At 68.2% G+C, this 22,318-nt stretch carries 21 protein-coding genes; 17 read left to right on the plus strand and 4 right to left on the minus strand.

All coding sequences use genetic code 11. The annotated features are described in order from the left end of the window. Positions 1–48: 48 nt before the first annotated feature. From STHE_RS02955 to STHE_RS02965, 3 genes are read left to right on the plus strand one after another with little or no spacing between them, the layout of a single operon-like run. A complete protein-coding gene (locus STHE_RS02955; protein WP_012871080.1) occupies positions 49–1,713 on the plus strand; it encodes an FAD-dependent oxidoreductase in 1,665 nt (554 codons plus the stop codon). An 8-nt stretch (positions 1,714–1,721) separates the two neighbouring features. Beyond that, entirely contained in the window at positions 1,722–3,191 is a 1,470-nt protein-coding gene (locus STHE_RS02960) for a sensor histidine kinase (protein ID WP_012871081.1), read from the plus strand. Beyond that, positions 3,157–6,627, plus strand: a complete 3,471-nt coding sequence (locus tag STHE_RS02965) for an ATP-binding protein (protein ID WP_245534892.1) — start codon at positions 3,157–3,159, stop codon at positions 6,625–6,627. Before STHE_RS02960 ends, STHE_RS02965 begins: the two co-directional genes overlap by 35 nt. Before the next feature lie 96 nt (positions 6,628–6,723). Here STHE_RS02965 and STHE_RS02970 read toward each other — a convergent pair whose 3' ends face one another. Both STHE_RS02970 and STHE_RS02975 read right to left on the minus strand, forming a co-directional pair. Next, positions 6,724–7,230 carry a DinB family protein gene (locus tag STHE_RS02970; RefSeq protein ID WP_012871083.1) on the minus strand — a complete coding sequence of 169 codons (507 nt, stop codon included), beginning with the start codon at positions 7,228–7,230 and terminating at the stop codon, positions 6,724–6,726. A gap of 30 nt (positions 7,231–7,260) precedes the next feature. Beyond that, complete coding sequence (locus tag STHE_RS02975; RefSeq protein ID WP_012871084.1) at positions 7,261–8,370, minus strand: ADP-ribosylglycohydrolase family protein; 1,110 nt, start codon at positions 8,368–8,370, stop codon at positions 7,261–7,263. A 291-nt stretch (positions 8,371–8,661) separates the two neighbouring features. Between STHE_RS02975 and pobA the strand changes: the two genes are divergently transcribed. From pobA to pcaB, 7 genes are all read left to right on the plus strand, one after another. Continuing rightward, positions 8,662–9,834, plus strand: coding sequence for a 4-hydroxybenzoate 3-monooxygenase (pobA, locus tag STHE_RS02980; protein ID WP_012871085.1), 1,173 nt, complete (start codon positions 8,662–8,664; stop codon positions 9,832–9,834). Between the two features lie 81 nt (positions 9,835–9,915). Next, positions 9,916–10,359 (plus strand): 4-carboxymuconolactone decarboxylase, encoded by a 444-nt coding sequence (gene pcaC, locus STHE_RS02985; RefSeq protein WP_012871086.1) that lies wholly within the window; start codon positions 9,916–9,918, stop codon positions 10,357–10,359. Next, entirely contained in the window at positions 10,337–11,065 is a 729-nt protein-coding gene (gene pcaH / locus STHE_RS02990) for a protocatechuate 3,4-dioxygenase subunit beta (protein WP_012871087.1), read from the plus strand. The genes pcaC and pcaH overlap by 23 nt, the downstream gene beginning before the upstream one ends. Beyond that, a complete protein-coding gene (gene pcaG, locus STHE_RS02995; protein WP_012871088.1) occupies positions 11,065–11,646 on the plus strand; it encodes a protocatechuate 3,4-dioxygenase subunit alpha in 582 nt (193 codons plus the stop codon). The genes pcaH and pcaG overlap by 1 nt, the downstream gene beginning before the upstream one ends. Before the next feature lie 36 nt (positions 11,647–11,682). Beyond that, complete coding sequence (locus STHE_RS03000) at positions 11,683–12,522, plus strand: CoA transferase subunit A (RefSeq protein ID WP_012871089.1); 840 nt, start codon at positions 11,683–11,685, stop codon at positions 12,520–12,522. Continuing rightward, positions 12,510–13,307: a CoA-transferase subunit beta gene (locus tag STHE_RS03005; protein ID WP_041398762.1), complete on the plus strand. Its 798-nt coding sequence runs from the start codon at positions 12,510–12,512 to the stop codon at positions 13,305–13,307. The genes STHE_RS03000 and STHE_RS03005 overlap by 13 nt, the downstream gene beginning before the upstream one ends. A 4-nt stretch (positions 13,308–13,311) precedes the next feature. Continuing rightward, the gene (gene pcaB, locus STHE_RS03010; protein ID WP_012871091.1) at positions 13,312–14,658 is read left to right on the plus strand and encodes a 3-carboxy-cis,cis-muconate cycloisomerase; all 1,347 of its coding nucleotides are present in this window, start codon (positions 13,312–13,314) and stop codon (positions 14,656–14,658) included. 180 nt (positions 14,659–14,838) lie between these two features. Here pcaB and STHE_RS03015 read toward each other — a convergent pair whose 3' ends face one another. After that, positions 14,839–15,552 (minus strand): response regulator, encoded by a 714-nt coding sequence (locus tag STHE_RS03015; protein ID WP_012871092.1) that lies wholly within the window; start codon positions 15,550–15,552, stop codon positions 14,839–14,841. Between the two features lie 166 nt (positions 15,553–15,718). Here STHE_RS03015 and STHE_RS03020 point away from each other — a divergent pair, with 166 nt between their 5' ends. The 3 genes from STHE_RS03020 to STHE_RS03030 are packed head-to-tail and all read left to right on the plus strand — an operon-like array spanning position 15,719 to position 18,007. After that, complete coding sequence (locus STHE_RS03020) at positions 15,719–16,393, plus strand: RNA polymerase sigma factor (RefSeq protein WP_012871093.1); 675 nt, start codon at positions 15,719–15,721, stop codon at positions 16,391–16,393. Between the two features lie 30 nt (positions 16,394–16,423). After that, a complete protein-coding gene (locus tag STHE_RS03025) occupies positions 16,424–17,212 on the plus strand; it encodes an anti-sigma factor family protein (protein ID WP_012871094.1) in 789 nt (262 codons plus the stop codon). Between the two features lie 36 nt (positions 17,213–17,248). After that, a complete protein-coding gene (locus STHE_RS03030; RefSeq protein WP_012871095.1) occupies positions 17,249–18,007 on the plus strand; it encodes an SIMPL domain-containing protein in 759 nt (252 codons plus the stop codon). A 297-nt stretch (positions 18,008–18,304) separates the two neighbouring features. Here the strand turns inward: STHE_RS03030 and STHE_RS03035 are convergent, their stop codons facing one another. Continuing rightward, the gene (locus STHE_RS03035) at positions 18,305–19,498 is read right to left on the minus strand and encodes a S1C family serine protease (RefSeq protein WP_012871096.1); all 1,194 of its coding nucleotides are present in this window, start codon (positions 19,496–19,498) and stop codon (positions 18,305–18,307) included. A gap of 152 nt (positions 19,499–19,650) precedes the next feature. Between STHE_RS03035 and STHE_RS03040 the strand changes: the two genes are divergently transcribed. The 4 genes from STHE_RS03040 to STHE_RS03055 all read left to right on the plus strand — a co-directional run bounded on the left by STHE_RS03040 (position 19,651) and on the right by STHE_RS03055 (position 22,306). Then, positions 19,651–20,628: a sulfurtransferase gene (locus STHE_RS03040; RefSeq protein WP_245534874.1), complete on the plus strand. Its 978-nt coding sequence runs from the start codon at positions 19,651–19,653 to the stop codon at positions 20,626–20,628. Then, complete coding sequence (locus tag STHE_RS03045; protein ID WP_012871098.1) at positions 20,625–21,095, plus strand: inorganic diphosphatase; 471 nt, start codon at positions 20,625–20,627, stop codon at positions 21,093–21,095. The genes STHE_RS03040 and STHE_RS03045 overlap by 4 nt, the downstream gene beginning before the upstream one ends. Before the next feature lie 27 nt (positions 21,096–21,122). Then, on the plus strand, positions 21,123–21,431 hold the full coding sequence (locus tag STHE_RS03050) for a DUF2103 domain-containing protein (RefSeq protein ID WP_012871099.1): 309 nt from the start codon (positions 21,123–21,125) through the stop codon (positions 21,429–21,431). A gap of 110 nt (positions 21,432–21,541) precedes the next feature. Continuing rightward, positions 21,542–22,306: an SDR family NAD(P)-dependent oxidoreductase gene (locus STHE_RS03055; protein WP_012871100.1), complete on the plus strand. Its 765-nt coding sequence runs from the start codon at positions 21,542–21,544 to the stop codon at positions 22,304–22,306. Positions 22,307–22,318 lie beyond the last annotated feature (12 nt).

Raw genomic sequence — 22,318 nt, forward strand, 5'->3', positions numbered from 1 at the left:
GGCGTCCCGGCTGGGATGCGAGACCCGTGCGGACCACGGAGGACCAGGATGGCCGACAAACCCGCCATACTCATCGTCGATGATGAGCCGAGCGTGCTCGCCGCGGTCGCGCGTGACCTCCGGGCGCGCTATGGCGATCGCTTTCGGATTCTGCGCGCGGAGTCAGGCGCGGAGGCACTCGACGCGGTGCGACGACTCCGCTTGCGTAACGCGCCGCTGGCGTTGCTGATCGTCGACCAGCGCATGCCCGGCATGACCGGGATCGAGTTCCTCACCGAGGCGATCCAGGTCTACCCCGATGTCAAGCGTGTCCTCCTCACGGCGTACGCCGACACCGAGGCGGCGATCCGTGCGATCAATGACGTGCAGATCGACCACTACCTGCTCAAGCCGTGGGATCCGCCGGACGAGCGGCTCTACCCGGTTGTCGATGAGGTGTTGGACGACTGGATGGCGAACTGGTCGCCGCCGTTCGAGGGAGTGCGACTCATTGGCCACCGCTGGTCGGTCGAGACGTTCCAGCTCAAGGACTTCCTGGCGCGGAATCTAGTGCCCTACCGGTGGCTCGACGTCGAGACCAACCCGGAGGCGCAGGAGCTGGCCAGCCAAGCCCGGCTCGACCTGACTCGCCTGCCGGTCGTCATCCTGCCGGACGGCACCGCGCTCGAACAGCCGAGCCAGCAGCAACTGGCAGCGAGGATCGGCCTGCCGGTGCAGGCGGCCTTGCCGTTCTACGACCTCATCATCGTCGGCGGTGGGCCGGCCGGGCTGGCGGCGGCGGTCTACGGCGCCTCGGAAGGGTTACGCATCCTCCTGATCGAACGGCACGCTCCCGGCGGGCAGGCCGGGACCAGCTCGCGGATCGAGAACTACCTCGGTTTCCCGGCGGGCCTGAGCGGGTCCGATCTGGCACGCCGGGCCGTCGCCCAGGCACGGCGCTTCGGGGCCGAGATTCTGAATGCCGAGGTGACCGGCATCCGGCTGGAGGGGCAGTACCGCATCGTGCAGACCGCGAGCGGTGGTGAGATCAGTTGCCACGCGCTCCTGATCGCGGCCGGGGTGTCGTACCGGCGTCTGGAGGCGCCCGGCGTCGAACGGTTGCACGGCAAGGGCGTCTACTACGGCGGCGCGCTGTCGGAGGCGATGGCGGCCAAGGGCGAGGAAGTCTTCATTGTCGGAGGCGGCAACTCGGCCGGCCAGGCGGCCGTGCACTTCGCACGGTTCGCCCGCTGCGTGACGCTGCTCGTGCGCGGCGACTCGCTGCCGAAGTCGGGCATGTCCCAGTACCTGGTCGATCGCATCGCGGAGATCCCGAACATCCAGGTGTGGTTCCACACCACCGTGATCGAGGCGCTCGGCGAGACGCGCCTCACAGCACTGCGTATCGCGGACGCGAAAACAGGCCAGGAGCGGACGGTTCCGGCGGACGATCTGTTTGTCTTCATCGGCGCCAAACCATTCACCGATTGGATGGACGGGCTGGTGGCGCTCGACGATGCCGGGTTTGTCCTGACCGGCCCGGACCTCGCCCGGGCACGCAACGGCGCTGCGCGCTGGCCGCTGAAGCGGCAGCCGTACCTGTTGGAGACCAATGTACCGGGCGTGTTCGCCGCTGGGGATATCCGGCACCAGTCAATCAAGCGGATCGCGTCGGCGACGGGCGAGGGGGCGATGGCCGTCCATTTCGTCCATCGCTACCTGAGTAGCCTGTAGGGACGGCCATGCAGCGGCAGAGGTCGACTGACGACGCCTCCACGACGACACGGCTGCGCGAGACCCTCCGCAGGGGAGACTTCTTCGCCCAGCTTCCGGATGCGGCTCTCGACGAGCTCATCGGCATGATAGAGCCGGTGGCGCTTGAAGAGGGAGCAACGCTGATCGCGGAGGGGGATGAGGCGGAGAACGCCTTCGTCATCCTGACGGGCGAGGTTGAGATCCTCCGACGGTCCGGCGAGATCGATGTGCCGATCGGCGTGCGGGGCGCGGGTGAAATCGTCGGCGAGATGGGAATGCTCAGTGGCTCCGGGCGCACGGCCACGATTCGGGCGCGCGTGCCCAGCACGGTCCTCCCGATCTCGCGCGAGGTGTTCGAGCGAACGCTCGTCGCCAACCCGACGGCGATGCTCGCGCTGCTGCGAACGGTTATCCGGCGCCTGCAGGGCGCCGAAAGCCGGCTGGTACAGCACCAGAAGATGGCCGCGCTCGGCACGCTGGCCGCCGGTCTGGCGCATGAGCTGAACAACCCGGCTTCCGCGCTGGTGCGCAGCGTCCAGCAGCTCCATGACATCATCGGCGAGTGGGAGCGACGCGCGGGCGATCTCGGCGCGAGCGGGCTGCACGGCGACATGCTGCCGATCCTGGCAGCCCTTCAGCAGGACATTGAGTCGCACGCGGGCGATGCGGTCTGGCTCGATGCCGTGACCCGGAGCGACCGTGAGGAGGCCGTTCAGGAGTGGCTCGACGAGCGGCACATCGCCGAAAGCTGGAAGCTCGCACCGCAGCTCGTGGATGTCGGGTGGGACCTCGAACTCCTCGGCCAGTTGCAGGACTTCGTGCCTACCGACCGGCTTCCGGCCGTCCTCCGATGGCTTGCGGCCGGGCAGAGCGTCTACCGGCTGCTCCATGAGATGACGGCGAGTGCCAGGACGATCTCCGAGATCGTCGCGGCGGTGAAGTCCTACACACGGCTCGACGAGGCGCCGGTCCAGGAGGTGGACATCCACGAGGGGATCGACCAGTCGCTGACGATCCTCCGCTACAAGCTCCGCGGGATCAAGGTGTCGCGAGAGTACGACTGCTGCGTGCCGCCGATCATGGCCTTGGCCAGCGAGCTGAACCAGGTCTGGACGAACCTGATCGACAACGCGGCTGACGCGATGGACGGCGAGGGGCACCTGCGCATCCGTACCGCGCTCGAGCGCGGCACGGTGGTCGTCGAGATCAGCGACACCGGCCCAGGCATCTCGCCCGGTGCGCAGGCGCGGCTGTTCGAGCCATTCTTCACAACGAAAGAGCCCGGGAAGGGAACCGGGCTCGGTCTGAACATCAGCTACAACATCGTCCGCAAGCACCATGGAGAAATCACGGTCGACTCGCGTCCCGGCCAGACCCGATTCGTTGTCAGCATTCCAGTGGGGGAGGCTGCGCGTGAACCCGATGGTGCGGCAGGGCATGACGTCTGCCCAGCGTGACGGCGGTGCCCGTGAGCGCCGCGTCGTCACGATTCTCTTCTGTGACGTCGCCGGTTCCACCAGCATCGCCGAACAACTCGACCCCGAGGAGTGGGCCGAGATCATGCACATGGCCTTCGACGCGCTCATGCGGCCGATTGAGCGGTACGGAGGCACCATCGCGCGTCTGATGGGCGATGCCGTCCTGGCGTTCTTCGGCGCCCCCCGGGCGCACGAGGACGACCCACGTCGTGCGATCCTGGCCGCGCTCGACATCGTCGCCGAGGTGGCGCCCCTGCGCGACCTCGTGCGCCAGACGTACGGGCTGGAGTTCAACGTCCGGATCGGCATCAATACGGGCGACGTCGTGGTGGGAGAATTCGGCTCGGCCGCGATGAACGAGTACACGGCGATGGGTGATGCCATCAACCTCGCCGCTCGGCTGCAGCAACAGGCAGAACCGGGGAGCATCCTGGTCGGCGAGAGTACGTACCGCGCTACAGCCCCGTTCTTCCGCTTTGAGCCGGTCGGCCGGCTCGCGCTGCGTGGCAAGGCGCGAGCGGAGAACGCCTATCGTGTCCTGCAGTCCATCGATGTCAGCGGCCGTCTCTGGGACATCGCCGGGCTGGATGCGCCCCTGGTCGGGCGGGCGGCCGAGATGGACCTGTTGTGCCGTGCCTATGAAGGGCTGAGCGCGGGCAAGGGGCACGTTGCCTGCCTCGTCGGCGATGCGGGCATGGGCAAGAGCCGGCTGATCTCCCACCTGCGGGGCTATTGGGAGGATGACCGCGGCCGGGGCGGCGACGTTGCCTGGCTTGAGCATCGGGTCGTCTCGTTCGCCGGGCTGGAGCCGTACGGTGCGCTCCGGCAGCGCCTGCGCCGCGTGTTCGGCATCGCACGGCACGACACCGCCGAGTCGGTGCACGCCAAGGTGATGCGCGCCACGCAGCACTTCCCACCGGCCACCAGAGAGCGGGCGACGCGGATCATCACCGCGGTCCTCGGTGTGGGCGATGAGGCGTCCCCGGCGCAGGCGATCAGCGAGGGGATCGCCGCAGACGCGTTCCGGCGCGAGCTGACCTCGGTGATGAGGGAGCTCCTCCGCGGCTGGAATCGCGGGAAGCCGGTGGTCTTCGTGAGCGACGACCACCACCTGATCGATCTGGCATCGGAGGAACTCGTCGTCGACCTCCTGCAACTGATCGATGACGCTCCGGTGCTGTTCGTGCTTGCGTTCCGACCCGAACTGGGGAGCCCGGTCTGGAAGATCATCGAGACGTGCCGGGAGCGGTACGAGAGTGGCTACAGCGAGATCTGGCTTGCCCCGCTGGCCGCCGACGAGCGCATGGCTCTGTTCGACTCACTGGTCCGGTCAGACGATGGACAGCGCCTCCGAGAGCGGGTGCTGGAGAAGGCGGGTGGCAACCCGCTCTTCATCGAAGAGATCGTGCGGTCGCTCATCGACCAGGGGTACCTGGAGCCGTGCGACGACTGCCTTGAGCAGCAGTGGCGGGTCGCTCCGCACGCAGACCTGTCCCAGGTCACGATCCCGAGCACGCTGCACGCCCTGATCCTCGAGCGCGTCGACCGGCTGGCCCCAGAGGTTCGACAGCATCTCCAACTTGCTTCGGTGATCGGACGGTCGTTCTCCCGAAGCTTGCTGGAGGCGATCTCGGATGCGCCCGGCACCGTGGCGGATCACCTCGCGGTCCTGACAAAGCTCGACCTCATCACCCCGGATGCCGACCTCGGCGTGGGCGCGTACTCGTTCCGCCATCCGCTGATCCAAGAGGTGGTGTACGGCACGCTCATCCGGCGCTTCCGGAGCGAGGTGCACCGGAGGATCGGCGACGCGATCGAGCGGCTGTATGCCGGTCGACTGGACGAGCGAGCGGGGGAGATCGGCTGGCACTACTCGCAAGCCGGCGACGAGCGCGCCGTCGGGTGGTTGATCAAGGCGGCGGAGCGCGCGGGCAGCGTCGGTGAGCCCCACGCGGCGATCAACTACACCACCACGGCGATCGAGCTGACCCAGCGTCTTGGGCTGCAACCGTTGCCCCGTGCGTATCAGCTCCGGGCGGAGGCCGCCGAGCTGGTGGGCGATTTCCCCGCTGCGAGCCGGGACTTCGCCGATGCGATCGAGGCTGCCAGGGCGATCAGCGACGGTGAGGCAGAGTGGCGTGCACTGCTGGGGCTCGGCCTTGCCTGGACCTCGCGAGACTACCGCGTGGCAGGCGATTTCCTGCACCAGGCGCTCGAGCGGGCGCAGACGCTGGGGCATCCGCTCGCGGTGGCTCACAGTCTCAATCGGATTGGCAACTGGCACAGCAATATCGGCCAACCAGCGGCCGCCGTACGGGCCCATGAAGAGGCGCTCGCCGTCTTTGAGGCCGCCGGGGCGCAAGCCGGACGCGCGGAGAGCCTGGACCTCCTTGCGCTGGCGCGCTTCATGGCCGGTGACCTGCGCGGGAGCGATGCGCTGTATGAGCACGCCATCGCGGAGTTCCGCGGCATCAACGAGCGGCGTGGTCTGGCGTCGAGCCTGGCGATGCGGACGGCGGCCGGAGGCTCGCCGCTCGCGACCACCGTGCCCCCGGCTGACGGAGATCCGGACCGGCGCACACGCTACGCGCTCGAATCCCTGGAGTTATCCCGGGAGATGGGCTGGCAGGCCGGTGAGGTCTACGCGCTGGTGACCCTCGCCGGGCAGTCGATGCTGCGGGGCCACTATCAGGCGGCGCTGGAGTACGCGTCGGCCGGCCATGACCGCGCGGTGGAGATCGGTCACCGCCAATGGAGCATCGCGGCGCTGTGCCTCCTCGGCTGCACGATGATGGATCTGCTGCAGTTCGAGGAAGCCTACGAGCACTACTGCGCGGCGCTGGCGAACGCGAACCAGACCGGGTCCGAGTTCTGGCGCCGGACATCGACGGCCGGTGTCACGGATACCCTGCTGAGCCTGGGTCGGATCGACGAGGCCAGACGCGAGCTCGACGACGTCCTGCGCGACAACGATCGACTCGATGCGCTGGCCCGTCGCGAGTGCTGGCTCCGCCGGGCTCGCATCGCGTTGGCCGAGGGCGACCCCGCACGCTGTGTCGAGATCGTCGACATGCTGCATCAGGCCATCCAGCCTCCGGTGTCGCTCGACGCGGTGCCGCACCTGGCACTGCTGCGGGCGCGGGCACTGGCGGCACAGGGGCAACTGCCGGATGCGCTCGTAGCCCTGGACCAGGCGACGGCCGGGGCGCGCCGCTATGGGTGGCGTCCCTTGCTCTGGCGGGCGCTGGCTGTGCGGAGCGCTATCGCTCCCGATCGACCAGAGCCGGGCGATCCGGATCGACGGGCGGCCGCTGCGAGCGGGTTGGTGGCCGACCTGGCGTCCGAAATCTCCGACCCCAGCCTGCGCTCCCGCTTCACCGAGTCGGCAGTCGCCGTGATTGCGCAGGGTGGCTGATCACGGTCCCGCGGTGGCAACGCAGCATCCGGCTGCGTGTGAAACGCCGCAGTGGTAACACACGCGGCCGGTACAGCCGGTGGTGAATTTCCGACCCTAGGAGGTTCTCCGCTTTGCGCGGTCGGTCGCTTCGGCGTAGTCCCAAACGCCGAGGTCGGGTGTCGGGATGCCGAGCGATGTCAGCACGGTGCAGATGTGGGCGCGGTGTTCGTTGCCGTGGTGGAGAGCCTGGGCCAGGATGACGCCGGCGGGCACATCGCGATCGAACCCGTCCTCCCATGCGACAACCAGCGTCCGCTCCGCGTCGAACGGCTCTTCGAGGAAACGGTCCCAGCGTTGCGCCATGTCATCCAGGTACGTCGCCAGTTCGGCGAGGCTCGGCGTCTCCCTGCCCCGCTGGTACCAGGGCGGGCGATTGCCTGTGAGGCGTGTATAGTAGCTCGCTTCACTCGACAGGATGTGCCACAGCGTGTCGATGATGCTCCCGTACGTGCCCGGCACCGTCGCGTGCAACTGGTCCTCCGTGAGGTTCTGTGCCACGGCGAGCAGCTCGCCCGTAGCCCAGGCGTTGTGGCGGAATGCGTCGACCAGGCCGTCGTTCATGGGCGGACTCCTCCTTATAGAAAACCGTCATCACCAGCCGGGGTAGCGCTCCCAGTCGGCGGTGGGATCAGGGATTTCGCCAGGGTTGCCGAAGTGGTGGTAGAGGTCGAGGGCGAGCTGTTCGATCTCCGGGCGCAGCTCGAGTGGTTCAAGCCAGCGCTGGGGGATGGCCTGGGGGCCGAGCAGGGCACCCAGGATGTTGCCGGTAATCGCGCCGGTACTGTCACTGTCACCGGAGTGGTTGACCGCCGCGAGGACTCCTCGCTCGAACGAATCGCCAGCCGTGAGCGCGCAGTAGAGGGCGATGGCCAGGGCCTCCTCGGCAACCCAGCCCTCGCCGAGACGCGCGACCCGCTCCGGGGTCGGCGGGCCCTCGTCGGCGAGGCGCAGCGCGGACTCGACCGCGGCGAGGCACTCCTCGTGGTCGGGCCAGCGGCGCAGCTCGTCGCGTGCGAGGGTGATGGCAGTCTCCAGGTCATGGCCTGCGACGATGGCGTCGATCACCAGAGCCAGGAATCCCGCGGCGAGGTACCCGCTCGGGTGCCCGTGGGTGATCGCTGCCAGTTCGCAGCCGAGCTGGAAGGGGTCTCCTGGGCCGATCAGCCCGACCGGGGCGACGCGCATCACTCCGCCACACCCCTTCCGGTCATTGAGCGGACGGTCGACCGTGCCCATCACTCCCGACTGAAGGGCCGTCAAACAGGTGGTGCCTGGGGCGCGCCGTTGCCAGAGGTCGGGGAGGTCGAGCAACCAGCCGCTCCGGATCTCCGGAAATGGGTAGGGAGGGTGTATTCCCTGCGTCTCTAGCCAGCGCAGGTAGGCGTGGTAGACGACCGTCGGTGAGTGGCAGATGCCCTTCTCACGGTAGCGGTTGTCGGCCCGGATCAGTCCCTCCGCGGTGAAGAGGGTCATCTGGGTGTCGTCGGTGATGGCGCCCAGGCGGCCGTAGGCGGGCGCCAAGTCCTGGACCCCGTGCGGACCGAAGTGGATGCGGATCTGCTCGGTCGACAAGAACTCGACCGCTGCCCCGAGCGCGTCGCCGACCGCGCCGCCGAGGAGGCAGCCGGTGATCGACGCAAGGCGGCGTCCTCCGTCGCCGGTGAGGTCCAGGCCCTGATGGTTTGTCACGTCTCGTTGCACCCGAACACCGTCCCCGGATGGATCAATCCCAGTGGTGCAGGTTCCGCGTTGCGGTGTCGCGCCGGTCGTGCCGTCTTCGTGGGGGAGAGCATACGGGGCACAGCGATGGGCGTGCAACCTGGACCTATCGGCTCCGGCTGACACGCGCTGCGCCCTGTTTCGCCTGATTGTGTTGACAGCACGGAGTGACGGCGATATAGCAGTAACAGCGGTCGTGAGAGGTGAGTTGACGTAAGGGTCGCGGGCTCCAGAGCCGGGCCGCGGTTGCCGCTGGAGGGAGGAGGCTCTCGGATGCGGACGCAGGTCGCGATCATCGGCGCGGGTCCCGCCGGGCTGGTCCTCTCCCACCTGCTCTATCTCGAGGGGATCGATTCGGTGGTGCTCGAGCGCCGGGACCGCGAGTACGTCGAGCGACGGGTGCGGGCCGGGGTGCTGGAGCAGGGGACCGTTGACCTGCTGCGCAAGATGGGCGTGGCCGAGCGTCTCGACCGCGAGGGGCTTGTCCACCGCGGCATCATCCTGCGCGTCGAGGGTGAGGACCATCGCATCGCGCTGAGCGACCTGACCGGCGGCGGGGTGATCACGGTCTACGGCCAGCAGGAGGTGGTCAAGGACCTGATCAAGGCCCGGCTCGAGACCGGTGGGCAGATCCTCTTCGAGGTAGAGGATGTCAGCCTGCACGACATCAACACCTCGGAGCCGGTAGTGCGCTTCCGCCACGGGGGCAAGCAGCACGAGTTGCGCTGCGACGTGATCGCCGGCTGCGACGGCTCGCACGGCGTGAGTCGGCCAAGCATTCCCGCCGGGGTGCTGACGACGTACGAGCGGGTGTATCCGTTCGCCTGGCTCGGGATCCTCGCGGCGGCGCCGCCTTCCACCGACGAACTGATCTATGCCTACCACGAGCGGGGCTTCGCGCTGCACAGCCTGCGGTCCCCGCAGATCAGCCGCCTCTACATCCAGGTGCGCCCGGACGAGGACATCGCACGCTGGCCGGACGAGCGGATCTGGGAGGAACTGCACATCCGCCTGGCCCGGGAAGGGTGGTCACTCACCGAGGGGCCGGTGCTGGAGAAGGGCATCACCACGATGCGCAGCTTCCTCGTCGAGCCGATGCAGTATGGCCGGCTCTTCCTGGCGGGCGACGCGGCGCACATCGTGCCCGCGACCGGAGCGAAAGGGCTGAATCTCGCGGTCGCGGACGTGAAGGTTCTGGCGGAGGCGCTGGTGAGCTGGTTCCGGACCGGCAGCACCGACTTGCTGGAGCGGTACTCCGATACCTGCCTGCGGCGCGTGTGGCGGGCGGAGTACTTCTCGTGGTGGATGACGTCGATGCTGCATCAGAACTGGGATGCCGACCCGTTCGAGCGGCGGCTGCAGCTTGCCCAACTGCGGTACGTCTGCTCCTCTCGAGCAGCGGCAACGAGCCTGGCGGAGAACTATGTCGGGTTCGCGCTGGTGTGAGGGGCGCCGTGTCGGTTCGGTTGACACCCTCCACGGGGTAGGTTTTCATAAGTACACGCTGGGGAAGAGGAGGTGCAGCCGGTGAGTGACTCGCGCTACGACGTCGGCATGGCCGTGCGCCGGGAGGTTCTCGGCGAGGAGCACGTGGCGCGGGCCACTGCGCGGCAAACCGCTCTCGACGCGGACTTTCAGCGCTTCATCACCGAGGTGGCCTGGGGCTCGATCTGGGCGCGGCCGGGGCTTGACCGGCGCACGCGCAGCCTGGTCACCATCGCCATCCTCGCGGCGCTCGGCCGTGAGGCCGAACTGGCGATGCACCTGCGGGCCACCCGCAACACCGGCGCCGATCCGGCGGATGTGGCAGAGGTTCTGCTGCACGTTGCCGCCTACGCGGGGATCCCCGCGGCCAACTCAGCCTTCGCGCTACTGAAAGCGGAGTTTGACCCGCACGAGCCCGGGCGGGCTGAGCATGGGAGTGCTGAGGTGCAGGAGAGGAGTGATCATGGACACCACGACGATCGGTGAGATTATCCGCGGGGACAAGGAGGTATTCCCTCCGTACCTGTACTCCGCGTACCGGGCGACGATCAAGCGCTCACCGAATCTCCCGTTGCTGGAGGTTCCGCTGACGTTGACGGAGCTGACGGGGCCCGGTCCGGCGATCAGCGAGATCACGCCGGAGGATGCGGACCTGACCCGCAACGCAGGAACCGGCGGGGAGGCGATTGGCCAGCGGATCATCGTCACGGGGCGGGTGCTCGACGACAACGGCGATCCGGTGCCGAATACGCTGGTCGAGGTCTGGCAGGCAAACGCCGCCGGGCGTTACCTCCACAAGCGCGACAACTGGCCGGGTCCGCTGGATCCCAACTTCCTGGGTATCGGCCGGTGCCTCACCAATGAGGAGGGGGTCTACCGGTTCCTGACGATCCATCCGGGTGCGTATCCGTGGAAGAACGACCCGAATGCCTGGCGTCCGTCCCACATTCACTTCTCGATCCTGGGGCCGTCCTCGCGGACCCGCCTGATCACCCAGATGTACTTCCCGGGTGACCCGCTGCACGCGCTCGATCCGATCATGAACGCCGTTCCCGAGCCGTATCGCTCGCGCATGATCGCCACCTACGATCACAGCGTGACCGAGCCGGAGTGGGCGCTTGGGTATCGCTGGGACATCGTGCTGCGCGGACCCAATGCGACCCCGTTTGGGGAGCGGAAGGAGAACGAGTAATGGGCAAGGCTCCGGTAACCCCGACGCAGACGGTCGGGCCGTTCTTCCATCCTTGCCTGCTGCGACCAGACGCGGTCATCACGACACTGGTCAAGCCGGAGACGGAGGGGACGCGGATTCGGATCGAAGGCCGCGTGCTGGATGGGGACGGCCTCCCGGTCGATGACGCCATGGTTGAGATCTGGCAGGCGAACCACTACGGGCGCTACCGCCACCCGGCAGACCAGCGCCCGCTGCCGCTCGATCCGACCTTCATCGGCTTTGGCCGGACCGGTACGGACGAGGAAGGGCGCTACTGGTTCGAGACGATCAAGCCGGGCGTCGTCCCGTTCGACGACCAGCAGGATCAGGCGCCGCACATCCTTGTCATGGTGTTCGCGCGGGGGCTGCTCAACCACGTCGTCACCAGGATCTACTTCGAAGATGAGCCGGCCAACGCGACGGATCCAATTCTGCTGCGCGTGCCGGAGGAGCGGCGGGGGACGCTGATCGCGCGGCGCGAGGAGGTGGACGGCAACGTCGTCTATCGCTTCGACATCCGCCTGCAGGGTGAAGGGGAGACGGTCTTCTTCGACGTCTAGGGGGACCGGCTGCTGGCTGGTGATGAGAGGTAGTTGATGGTCGCATTTCTCTCGCTGCGCGACGCGGTCGCCGAGTGCGTCCGCGACGGCGATACGGTGGCGATGGAGGGGTTCACGCACCTGATCCCCTTCGCGGCCGGGCACGAGGTCATCCGGCAAGGCCGACGGGATCTGACGCTGGTGCGCATGACGCCCGACCTGATCTACGATCAAATGATCGGCATGGGGTGCGCCCGCAAACTGATCTTCTCCTGGGGCGGGAACCCCGGCGTCGGATCTCTGCACCGGCTGCGTGACGCGGTCGAGCGTGGATGGCCCGCGCCGCTCGAGCTGGAGGAACACAGCCACGCGGCAATGGCCAACGCCTACGCAGCCGGCGCAGCGGGGATGCCCTGCGCGATCTTCCGCGGCTACCTGGGGACCGATCTCCCCGAGTACAACCCCAACATCCGCTTTATCGAATGCCCCTTCACCGGGGAGCGGCTGGCGGCGATCCCCTCGATCCGGCCGGATGTCGCGATCATCCACGCCCAGCGCGCCGACCGGCAAGGCAACGTCCTGATCGAGGGGATCGTCGGCGTCCAGAAAGAAGCGGTGCTCGCGGCGAAGCGCGCGCTCGTCACGGTCGAGGAGATCGTCGATGACCTGAAGGCACCCAGCCCGAACTCGGTCATCCTCCCGCACTGGACCATCACGGCCATCGCCGAGGTGCCGGGCGGCGCACGCCCCTCGTACGCACACGGCTACTACAAGCGGGACAACGCCTTCTACACCGCATGGGACAGCATCTCGCGCGACCGTGACACCTTCCTCGCCTGGATGCGCGAGCACGTCCTGGAAGCCGAACCCGGCAGTCCTCTGGGATGGCGGGTGTGAGGGAGAGGGACCCCGTGGAATACACGGCAAACGAGATGATGACCATCGCCGCGGCGCGGGCGCTCAAAGACGACGACGTCTGCTTCGTCGGAATCGGCCTGCCGTCGGCGGCGTGTAACCTGGCGCGCCTCACCCACGCGCCGAACCTGACGCTGATCTACGAGTCAGGCACCATCGGCGCCCGGCCGGACGTGCTTCCGCTGTCCATCGGCGACGGCGAGCTGTGCGAGACGGCGCTGACAACCGTCTCGGTCCCCGAGATGTTCCGCTACTGGCTCCAGGGCGGACGGATCTCGGTCGGGTTCCTGGGTGGAGCGCAGATCGATCGCTTCGGGAATATCAACTCGACGGTGATCGGGGACTACCGGCAACCCAAGGTCCGCCTGCCCGGCGCGGGCGGCGCGACGGAGATCGCGACCCACTGTGGGCAGATCTTCGTCATCATGCGACACTCGCTCCGGGCGTTCGTGGAGAAGGTGGACTTCATGACCTCGCTCGGCCACGGGTCGGGCGGCGACGACCGGCAGCGCCGCGGCGTGACCACGGCGGGGCCGACGCTGGTCGTGACCGACCTGTGCATCATGCGACCCGACCCGGAGACGAAGGAGTTGACGGTCGTCTCGCTGCACGAGGGCGTCGAGCCCGAGCAGGTCCAGGAGCAGACCGGGTGGCCGCTCCGCTTCGCCGACAACCTGGAGCGCACGCCCCCGCCGACTGAGGAGGAGTTGACCGCGCTTCGGGACCTCCAGGCCAGGACTGCCAAGGCGCACGCGGCGACGGAGTAGGGGGATGGCGCCCGCTAACCCCATGTTCAGCACGCCGGAGATGGCGGCGATCTTCTCGCCCGGGGCACATGTGGGCCGGATGCTGGAGTTCGAGGCTGCGCTGGCCCAGGCCGAGGCGGCGGCGGGGGTCATCCCCGCCGAGGCCGCGCAGGCGATCGCCGCGGCGTGTCGGGTTGAGCGCTTCGACGTCCCGGCGCTCTACCGTGCAGCGGTACCCGCCGGGACGCTGGCCATCCCCCTCGTCCGTGCCTTGACCGAGCAGGTCGCGCCGGAGGGGCGCGACTACGTCCACTGGGGCGCGACCAGCCAGGACGTCATCGACACCGCGATGGTCCTCCAGATGCGGGACGGGCTCAGCCTCCTCATCGCTCGCCTGCTCGACGTGGGGGACACCTGTGCTGCGTTGGCCGAGCAGCACCGCCAGACGTTGATGCCGGGCCGGACGCTTATGCAGCAGGCGCTCCCTATCACCTTCGGCCTCAAGGCTGCACGCTGGCTCGGCATGACCACTCGGCAGGTGGCTCGGCTTGACGCACTGCGGCGCGAGGTGCTCGTCGTTCAGTTCGGCGGCGCGGCCGGAACGCTCGCCTCGCTGGGCGCCGACGGCACGCGTGTCGTGAAGCTGCTCGCCGAGCGTCTGGGTCTCGGTGTGCCGGACCTGCCGTGGCACGCCGAGCGGGACCGAGTGGCGGAGATCGCCTCGGCATTGGGCGTCGTAGCGGGAGCGATGGCGAAGATCGCTACCGACCTGGTACTCCTGGCGCAGACTGAGGTCGGTGAGGTGTCCGAGGGCGCCGCGCCGGGCAAGGGCGGATCGTCGGCCATGCCGCAGAAACGGAACCCGGTCGACGCGACCTTTGCCCTGGCCGCAGCACGGCTGGCTATGGGTGCGGTGCCGGTGGTGCTGAGTGGGATGGCCCAGGAGCAGGAGCGCGCGGTCGGTGGCTGGCAGGCTGAGTGGGAGGCACTGCCTGAGCTGTTCCTCTCAACCGCGAGCGCCGTCGAGCGGGTGCGGCAGGCACTGAGCGGTCTCGAGGTCGACGCCGAGCGGATGCGTGGCAACCTGGATATGGGCGGTGGCCTGCTCCTGGCCGAGTCACTGACTATGGCGCTGGCGCGGCGCGTAGGGCGGCCCGAGGCCTACCGCCTCGTGCAGGCCGCCGTGGCGCGGGTGCGAGAAGAGGGCACCACGCTGCGCGAGGCCGCCATGGCTGACGAGCAGATTCGCGCCGTGGTCACCGAGGACGAAATCGACCAGGCGCTCGACCCGGCCGGCTACCTCGGCAGCACCGACGCCTTCATCGACCGCGCGCTGGCGCGGTATCGCGAGGTCCGGGCGACGGTGCAGTAGAGGAGCGCGACCCTCACCCCGGCCCCTCTCCCACCTTGGAAGCGGGGAGTCCAACGCAGGGGACGGGCGAGGACGCCCGCGGTCCATTCGGATCGCCGGGAGACACGTTTCCCCTTGACAGGCGTCGTAGGTCATGAGGGGGGCGGCGGCCAGCGGTTGGCCGGAACCGCCGCCGAGGGGTCAGTCCTTGCGCGTGATGAGCCCGTGGGAGAGTGCGTAGATCGCGGCCTGGGTGCGGTCCTTGACGTCCAGCTTCTCGAAGAGGAGCGACAGCCGGTTCTTGACCGTGCTTTCGGCCAGCGACAGTTCAGCCGCGATCTCCTTGTTGCTCATCCCGCTGGCGACCAGCCGCAGGAGCTGGATTTCGCGCTCGGTCAGGCCGGCGACGGTCTCCTCCTCACGGAACTCGCTGATGCGGCGGAACTCGTTGAGGAGCTTGGTCGCCAACTGCGGCTCGATCACCGACTCGCCGCGCGCCACCGCCCGGATCGCGTCGATGACCTTGGACGACTCGCTGTTCTTGAGGAGATAGGCGTCGGCGCCCGCTCGAATGGCGCGGATGACGTGACCGTCCTCGGCGAACATCGTGAGGATAATGATCTTAGTGTTGGGAATGCCGGCCTTGAGGTCGCGGGTCGCGGTGACGCCGTCCACGCCGGGCATGCTGATATCCATCAGGATGACGTCGGGGTGGAAGCGTTCGGCGAGCTGCTGCGCCGAGCGGCCGTCGCCTGCCTCCCCGATCACCCGGATGTCCGGCTCAGCTTCGAGCAAGTGGCGCAACGCCTGGCGGAACAGGACGTGGTCGTCGACCAACAGTACGCTAATAGCTTTCGCGGGCCGAGCACTCGCGCGCGGGCGCTGGTGCTCGTATAGTGGATTCACCTGTGCCATGTTTCCTACTCCGTCCGCGCATCGGCCGGCGGTCCAGTGTGAGTGTATATGGGTGCGTCGCCAGCGGGGATAGCCCAAAGGCACCAAGTGCGACCGGTATTCAAGAAGGACCTCATCGAAGGTCGTGACGGTTTGCGATAATCGCTAGCCACATGATACGGGTTTTATGGCGCGGATTGCCAGTTCCGCGTATCCAGGCGGAGGTCGAGCCACGGATCGGACAGACTGCCCACCGGATGAAGAGCTGATTGCGGCCGCGCGCGAGGGTGACCTGGCCGCTTTCAACGCGCTGGTGGCGCGCTACGAGCGGGCCGTCTACGGCGTGGCGCTCCGCCTGCTCCGCGAGCCGGAGGCTGCGGCGGATGTGACCCAGGACACCTTCGTCCGAGCCCACGCCGCTCTCGAGCAGTTCGTCGGCGGGTCGGCGCGTGCCTGGCTCCTCCGGATCGCTACCAACCGGAGCTATGACCTCCTGCGCTACCGTCGCCGCCGGCCGGCCGAGTCGCTGGATGCCAGGCCAGTCGAAGAGGAGCCGGTGTGGGCCGTAGAGACCCCACCGGCCGACCCGGAGGCATTTGCCACACGCCAGGAGTTGAGTACGCGGCTGGAGGCGGCGTTGGCAGCGCTGACGGACGACCAACGTGTGGCGGTCGTGCTCTACGACGTGCAGGGATACTCCTACGACGAAATCGCGAGCCTGACTGGCGCGACCCTGGGGACCGTGAAATCCCGGATCCACCGAGGACGTGCGCGCCTGCGTGAGTTGCTGCGGCAGGATCCGCGCTCTCGGGAACTTTTGGGGGAGGCCAGCCGTCAGCATAGTGGCGATGAGAGCGCATGAGCCGGCAGCGGCTCGGCGCCGGATGGGCCAATGATGGCGGAGTACGTGACCGGACACGGCGAACATATCCCCGATGAGCTCCTCTCCGCGTACCTCGACGGAGACGTGGAGGACGAGCAGACACTGGAGCGGATCGACGCGCATCTCGCCCAGTGCCGGGACTGCCGCGAGGCGTTGGGAGAACTCCGCGCGCTGGTGCGGCTCCTCGGCGACCTGCCGGAGCCCGCAGTGCCCCGGTCCTTCGCGTTGACGCCGGAGATGGTCCAGCCGGCGAACGTGGTGCCGGGGCCGTGGTTCGTTCGCTTCCAGCCGGCGCTCCGCTGGGCTACGGCGGCTGCGGCTGTGCTCCTTGTGCTGGTGCTCGGGGCGGACCTGGCCCTGCACCAGCCCGGAGGGCAGGAGTCCGCGTCGGAGGTCCAGATCATGATGGCCGATGGCGAGGCAGGCGGAGCGGCCACTGCCGGGAGGGCCGCCGCCGACGCGGCAACCGAGGCCGCCGAAGCGAATGCCGCAACGACCGCCGAGCAGTCCTCGCCCGTGCCCGAGGCCGCGGCGCCTCCGGCTCCGGCGGCAGGGCCGGCGTCGCCGGAGGCGGCTGGAGCCCAAGTCGAAACGTTTGACACGCCTGCTACCGCCGGATCGGAGGCGGAGGCGAGCCGTGATGCGCCGGTCGACCAAGCGGCGGAGCCGTTCGCCGCGACGCAGGAGGCTGATGGACCGAACATCTGGCGCCTGGCCGAGGCCGTTCTCGCTCTCGTCGTCCTGTGGCTGCTGGTTGCGACCTTCGCGCTCCCTCGGCTGCGTGAGCGCCGCGGGTGATCGAGCGCTCCAGGTCCAAGTCCAAGGAGGAGAAGTATGTCGAGGATGCGCCGCTGGACGACGGCGGCCGCGCTCGTGGGGTTGCTCATTATCGGTGGTGGGGTGATCGCGGCCATGGGGGATGTGGGACGCCGACCGTTTGGCGGGCAGGCAGCGGCAGAGACGCCCTCAGGGCAGCGGGTGGTGACCGTTGGCGGCGAGGGCCGCGTGCTGGTGCGACCGGACACCGCGCAGGTAGTGCTCGGTGTGATGAGCCAGGGGCCGGACCTGGGGCCGGTGCAGGAGACCGTGAACGGGCAGATGGACGCGGTCCTGGCGTCGCTCCGGGATGCGGGCATCCCCGAGGAGCGCATCCGCACCGTGGCGTTCAATATCTCTGTCGATCGTGACTACCAGCAGCCGTCAGCGCCGATCACCGGGTATACGGTGACGCATCTGGTGCAGGTCAAGGTCAAGCCGATCGATCAGATCAGCGGGATCATTGATAGCGCGGTCGCCGCCGGGGCGAACACGGTGTCCGAAGTGAGCTTCGTCGTCGAGGATCGGGATGCCGCCGTGCGCCAGGCTCGTGAGCAGGCGATCAACGACGCTCGGCAGAAGGCCCAGCACCTGGCGCAGCTGGCCGGAGTGCAGCTTGGCCCGCCCGTCAGCATCACCGAGGGCGCGGCGCCGCCGCCGATGCCGATGCCGTTGGCACGGGACGGAGCAGTCGACATGGCCGCCGGTGCAGCGGCCATTCAGCCGGGAGAGAGCGAGATCGTCGTCAGCGTCGTCGTTAGCTACGGGATCCAGTAGACGCAGGCGCACGCCCGAAACGGAGAATCCGGCCGACCCCCGCTCCGAGTTCTCGGAGCGGGGGTCGTGCTGTTTGGTGGCAGGAGGTGTCCGCGCCGCGGCGCTGGAACCGTCGTGCCACCCACCCGGGCCTCATGGTGCCCGCGTGCGCTCGATTCGTTCGCTTTCCTATCCTAATTGTGGTGCAAGAGTGACAGCACACCTGACAAGACGAGAGGCCTGGCTGGTGGCCCATGCCTCTCGAGGGATAAGGGGGAGTGTAGGGGTGGGCAGCGGCGCGACTCACTGCCCGGGGGTCTAGGTGTCGTCAGGTCTTTCGCCGAGCGTGACCGAAACCGTCAGCGTTTCGTCGGTCCTCGGTCGGTAGATCTCCAGTTCAACAACGTCGCCCGGCTTGTAGTTGAACAGTTGGTTGACGAGCGGGTGGTCGCTGTCGATCGCCTGCCCGTCGATCTTGGTAATGATGTCGTCCGCCTGTATGCCTGCCATGCCGGCCGGCGAGTTGGGTTCGACGCTGTTCACCACGACGCCGTGGTCGACCGGTAGATCGTTGGCCTGTGCCAGGCGCGGTGTCAGCGGTTCGTAGAAGATGCCAAGGTAGGGCCGCACGACCCGCCCGGCGCGGATTAGCTCCTCCGTCAGCGCCTTGACTGTGTTGCTCGGGATCGCGAAGCCGAGACCCTCGGCTGTCACTCCCAGGCTGGCCTGGCGCACGACGGCCGTGTTGACGCCCACGACCTCACCGTTCAGGTTCAGCAGCGGCCCACCGGAGTTGCCCGGGTTGATCGGCGCGTCGTGCTGGATCATGTTCTCCATGTTGTAGCCCTCGGGCGTCTGCAGGCTGCGACCCAGCCCGCTGACGATGCCCTCGGTCACGGTGTTGGTGAAGTCGCCCAGCGCGCTGCCGATCGCGATCACGCGGTCGCCCGGCCGAAGCGAGTCGGAGTCGCCCAGGGGCACCGTCGCGGGGACGGGGACGTCGACCTGGATCACCGCGAGGTCTGCGAAGCGGTCCGTGCCGAGGAGGCGGGCGTTTGCTTTTTCCCCGTCGACGAAGATCACCTCGATCTCCTCGCTCCCCTCGACCACGTGGTGGTTCGTCACGATCCGACCCTGGTCGTCGATGATGAACCCGGTTCCGGTGCCGGCCGGTTGGATTTCGCCGTCGCTCCCGAAGAGTCCCCCGACCGCCTGTTTGTTCAGCACCGTGACGACCGCTGGACTGACGCGCTCGACGAGGTCGGCGATCGAACCCGGCACGTCACTGGTGCTCACAGGCGGTGCCTGGCTGACGGCGGTCGGCGTCGGCGCGGTACCCTGCCGGACCGTCGCCGGCGGGCTGTCCGTCGACGTGGTGGTCCTGGTGGGGTCCGCCTCGCTCGTGAGCCAGAAGGCGGTCAAACCGCCCGACGCCGCACCAGCCATGGCGCCGAGGATCAGGGCCAGCGCCGCCGTGACAACGAGGGTTCCGAAGCTGTACCGGCGCCGCATCAACCCTGGTCCCTTTCCGACCGGGGAGTGCTCCCCATGTCTGCTCCCATAATGACCTCCCTTGCTGAGCGGGTGGTTAAGCAAGTCTGAAAGAAACCTGAATCCTGGACGTCCTTGACGGGCACTCGGCCCTCCACTATCGTTCGTCCGGTGTGGAAACGCGATCGCCGGGCCGGCAGCTCCTCCGGCTCATCCTGCTACTGACACTGCTGATGGCCGTCGCCTGCGCCCGTGGCGAGGCTGGCCCATCCTCGCTGACCGAGGCACCGGCCGTGCCAAGCCAGCCGGAATCGTACCCTGGCGGCGAGTTGCTGGTCTCGGTCGAGTGGCTCGCCGCGCACCTCGAAGACCCGGACCTGCGCATCATTGACCTCAGTCCGGTCCGCGAGTATCGCGGAGGTCATATCCCTGGTGCAACGCATATATGGTGGCAGGATACCATTGAAGTTCACAATTCCACCTACGGTATGTTGGTCGGCCGCGAGGGCATCGATCGGCTGCTCACCGAGGCCGGCATCACGCCGGAGACGCGCGTCGTTGCCTACGATTCAAGTGGCAACCGCTACGCCGCTCGCCTGCTCTGGGCGCTGAACGCGATCGGCTTCAATCAGGTCGCGTTGCTGAACGGGGGGCGACAGGCCTGGCAGGCGGCAGGTCTCCCCCTTGTCAGCGCCGAGTCCGCCCCACCGCGCGGGGGCGGGGTGCCCCAAACCATCGACTATGGCGTGCTGATCGGACCCGAAGAGATCGCGCAGCACCTGGACGACCCAGCCTTCGTCGTAGTCGATAATCGTACCCCGGAGGAGCAGGCGGCGACCTGGCACGGGCGCCTGCGGGAGGGACGCATTCCGGGTGCCGTGTCGATCCCCTGGACCGCGGTCGTCGAGCCGGGCCCCGTGCCGTACTACCGCTCGCCGGACGAACTGCGGCGGCTGTTCGAGGACGCCGGGGTGACGCCGGACAAGACGGTGGTAGTCTCGGGGCTGCACGGTGTCTCCGCGGCGCAGACCTACGTTGCGCTGAAGCTCCTGGGCTACCCCTCGGTGCGGGTATACGATGGCTCCTGGGCGCAGTGGGGCGCCGACCCGGCTCTGCCGGTGGCGCCGCTTGCGGAGGGAGCGGGCGGATGATCTGCGACGCGGTGGTGGAAGACCCGCGCGGTGCGACCGAGCGCCACGTGTGGGATGAGGTCGCGGGGACGTGGCGTACTTACCAGCACCCGTACGCGACCCGCCCCTGGCCGGCCAGCTACGGCTTCCTGCAGGAAACCTGGAACCCGGTCGATCAGGACCCGCTTGATGTGATCATCCTGGCAACTCCACCGCTCCCGACCGGTACCTGCCTCCGGGTCCGCCCGGTGGGCCTCCTGCGCCGGCCGGACGGCGACGACAAGATCCTCGCAGTCGCCATCGACGATCCAGCCTATGCGGACGTGCGCTGGCTTGCCGAGGTACCGCACTCCGACCTGGCTGCGATCGAGGCGTGGTTCCGCGATTGGAGCGACGCCGGGGCGTGGGAGGATGCGGCCGCTGCCGAGCGTCTGATCCGAGATTCCCAGGCACCGGGCGCGGGGTGGCCGGGCTCGTGCAAGGTCTGACTCGGCTGCGGGGGACAAGGGCGGGCCATGCGCTACCGCGACGGCATCCTGAAGATTGAGCACGGCATCCTCCCGGGGCTGAAGGAGGTTCTCCTCCGGCTGACTGAGGTTGAGGATGTGCGTTCGATCGTGCCCGGCCGCATCTACGCCACCCGTGGGCGGCCCGGCGGGGCGCTAACGGTGCGGGTCAGCGCGCCCACGGCGACCGGGGTGAAGCTCATCGCCAGACGGGGCTCGTCGGTGCAAGAGGTCTTCGTTGTCTGCGACGACCGGGCCGCGGTCGAGCAGGTGCTCCGGGCGGCCGGTGTCGATCCGCGGCGCTCCCGGCGTCGGTAGCCGGTCGCGCAACCGCTTTCGCGCAACGCCTCAACTCCGTTAGAGTACCCACCAACGGGACGCGCGTTGGCGCGGGTACCCGGTCGGTAACGCGCGATGGGAGGTCCCCGGTGACACGATTAGGCGGCAAACGAGCGCTGGTGACGGGCGGGGCGGCCGGAATCGGCCGCGCGATCGTTGAGGCGTTCCTTAATGAGGGTGCGAGCGTCGTCGCGACCGACATCGACGCGGACGGACTGGACGCGCTGGGTGGTGATCTGGAGGCTGGTGAGCGACTCGTCACCCTGCCCGCAGATGTCGCCTCGGCTGCGGACTGGGAACGGGCGGTCTCACTCGCCCGTGAGCGCTTCGGCGGCCTCGACATCCTGGTCAACAACGCGGGGATCGAGATGCTGGGCACGGTCGAGACGCTGTCGGAGGATGCTTGGGACCGTGTCATGGCCGTCAATGTCAAGAGCATGTACCTGGGGGCCAGGGCCGCGCTGCCGCTGCTGCGGGAGAGCCGCGGCGTAGTGGTCAATATGGCGTCCATCAATGGGCTGACGGGCGTCGCGGGCAGCGTCGCGTATGTCACGAGCAAGCACGCCATTGTCGGGTTCACAAGGGCGCTTGCGCTCGACTGCGCGAAGGACGGCATCCGCGTTAACGCTGTGTGTCCGGGGCCGGTCGACACCCCGATGGTGGAGCGTGTCGCCCGATTGCTCGGCCAAGGTGACGCCGAGGCCGGGTACGCGATACTGCGGACCATGACGCCACTCGGACGGCTGATTGCGCCTGCCGAAGTCGCGGCGGTTGTCGTGCACCTCGCGTCGGACGAGGCCAGTTTCACCACCGGCACGGCGTACCCCATCGACGGCGGGTTCACGGCGCGGTGAGAGCGGAGGGTG

It is taken from the genome of Sphaerobacter thermophilus DSM 20745, assembly GCF_000024985.1.
GTDB lineage: Bacteria > Chloroflexota > Chloroflexia > Thermomicrobiales > Thermomicrobiaceae > Sphaerobacter > Sphaerobacter thermophilus.

Coding starts and splice junctions, on each gene's coding strand:
- STHE_RS02965 (WP_245534892.1), top strand. CDS start 3,157: ATGGTGCGGCAGGGCATGACGTCTGCCCAGCGTGACGGCGGTGCCCGT.
- pcaH (WP_012871087.1), top strand. CDS start 10,337: ATGGACACCACGACGATCGGTGAGATTATCCGCGGGGACAAGGAGGTA.
- STHE_RS03020 (WP_012871093.1), top strand. CDS start 15,719: ATGGCGCGGATTGCCAGTTCCGCGTATCCAGGCGGAGGTCGAGCCACG.
- pcaB (WP_012871091.1), top strand. CDS start 13,312: ATGGCGCCCGCTAACCCCATGTTCAGCACGCCGGAGATGGCGGCGATC.
- STHE_RS03045 (WP_012871098.1), top strand. CDS start 20,625: ATGATCTGCGACGCGGTGGTGGAAGACCCGCGCGGTGCGACCGAGCGC.
- pcaG (WP_012871088.1), top strand. CDS start 11,065: ATGGGCAAGGCTCCGGTAACCCCGACGCAGACGGTCGGGCCGTTCTTC.
- STHE_RS03000 (WP_012871089.1), top strand. CDS start 11,683: ATGGTCGCATTTCTCTCGCTGCGCGACGCGGTCGCCGAGTGCGTCCGC.
- STHE_RS02960 (WP_012871081.1), top strand. CDS start 1,722: ATGCAGCGGCAGAGGTCGACTGACGACGCCTCCACGACGACACGGCTG.
- STHE_RS03030 (WP_012871095.1), top strand. CDS start 17,249: ATGTCGAGGATGCGCCGCTGGACGACGGCGGCCGCGCTCGTGGGGTTG.
- STHE_RS03025 (WP_012871094.1), top strand. CDS start 16,424: ATGATGGCGGAGTACGTGACCGGACACGGCGAACATATCCCCGATGAG.
- STHE_RS02955 (WP_012871080.1), top strand. CDS start 49: ATGGCCGACAAACCCGCCATACTCATCGTCGATGATGAGCCGAGCGTG.
- STHE_RS03005 (WP_041398762.1), top strand. CDS start 12,510: ATGGCGGGTGTGAGGGAGAGGGACCCCGTGGAATACACGGCAAACGAG.
- STHE_RS03050 (WP_012871099.1), top strand. CDS start 21,123: ATGCGCTACCGCGACGGCATCCTGAAGATTGAGCACGGCATCCTCCCG.
- pobA (WP_012871085.1), top strand. CDS start 8,662: ATGCGGACGCAGGTCGCGATCATCGGCGCGGGTCCCGCCGGGCTGGTC.
- STHE_RS03035 (WP_012871096.1), bottom strand. CDS start 19,498: ATGCGGCGCCGGTACAGCTTCGGAACCCTCGTTGTCACGGCGGCGCTG.
- STHE_RS02970 (WP_012871083.1), bottom strand. CDS start 7,230: ATGAACGACGGCCTGGTCGACGCATTCCGCCACAACGCCTGGGCTACG.
- STHE_RS03015 (WP_012871092.1), bottom strand. CDS start 15,552: ATGGCACAGGTGAATCCACTATACGAGCACCAGCGCCCGCGCGCGAGT.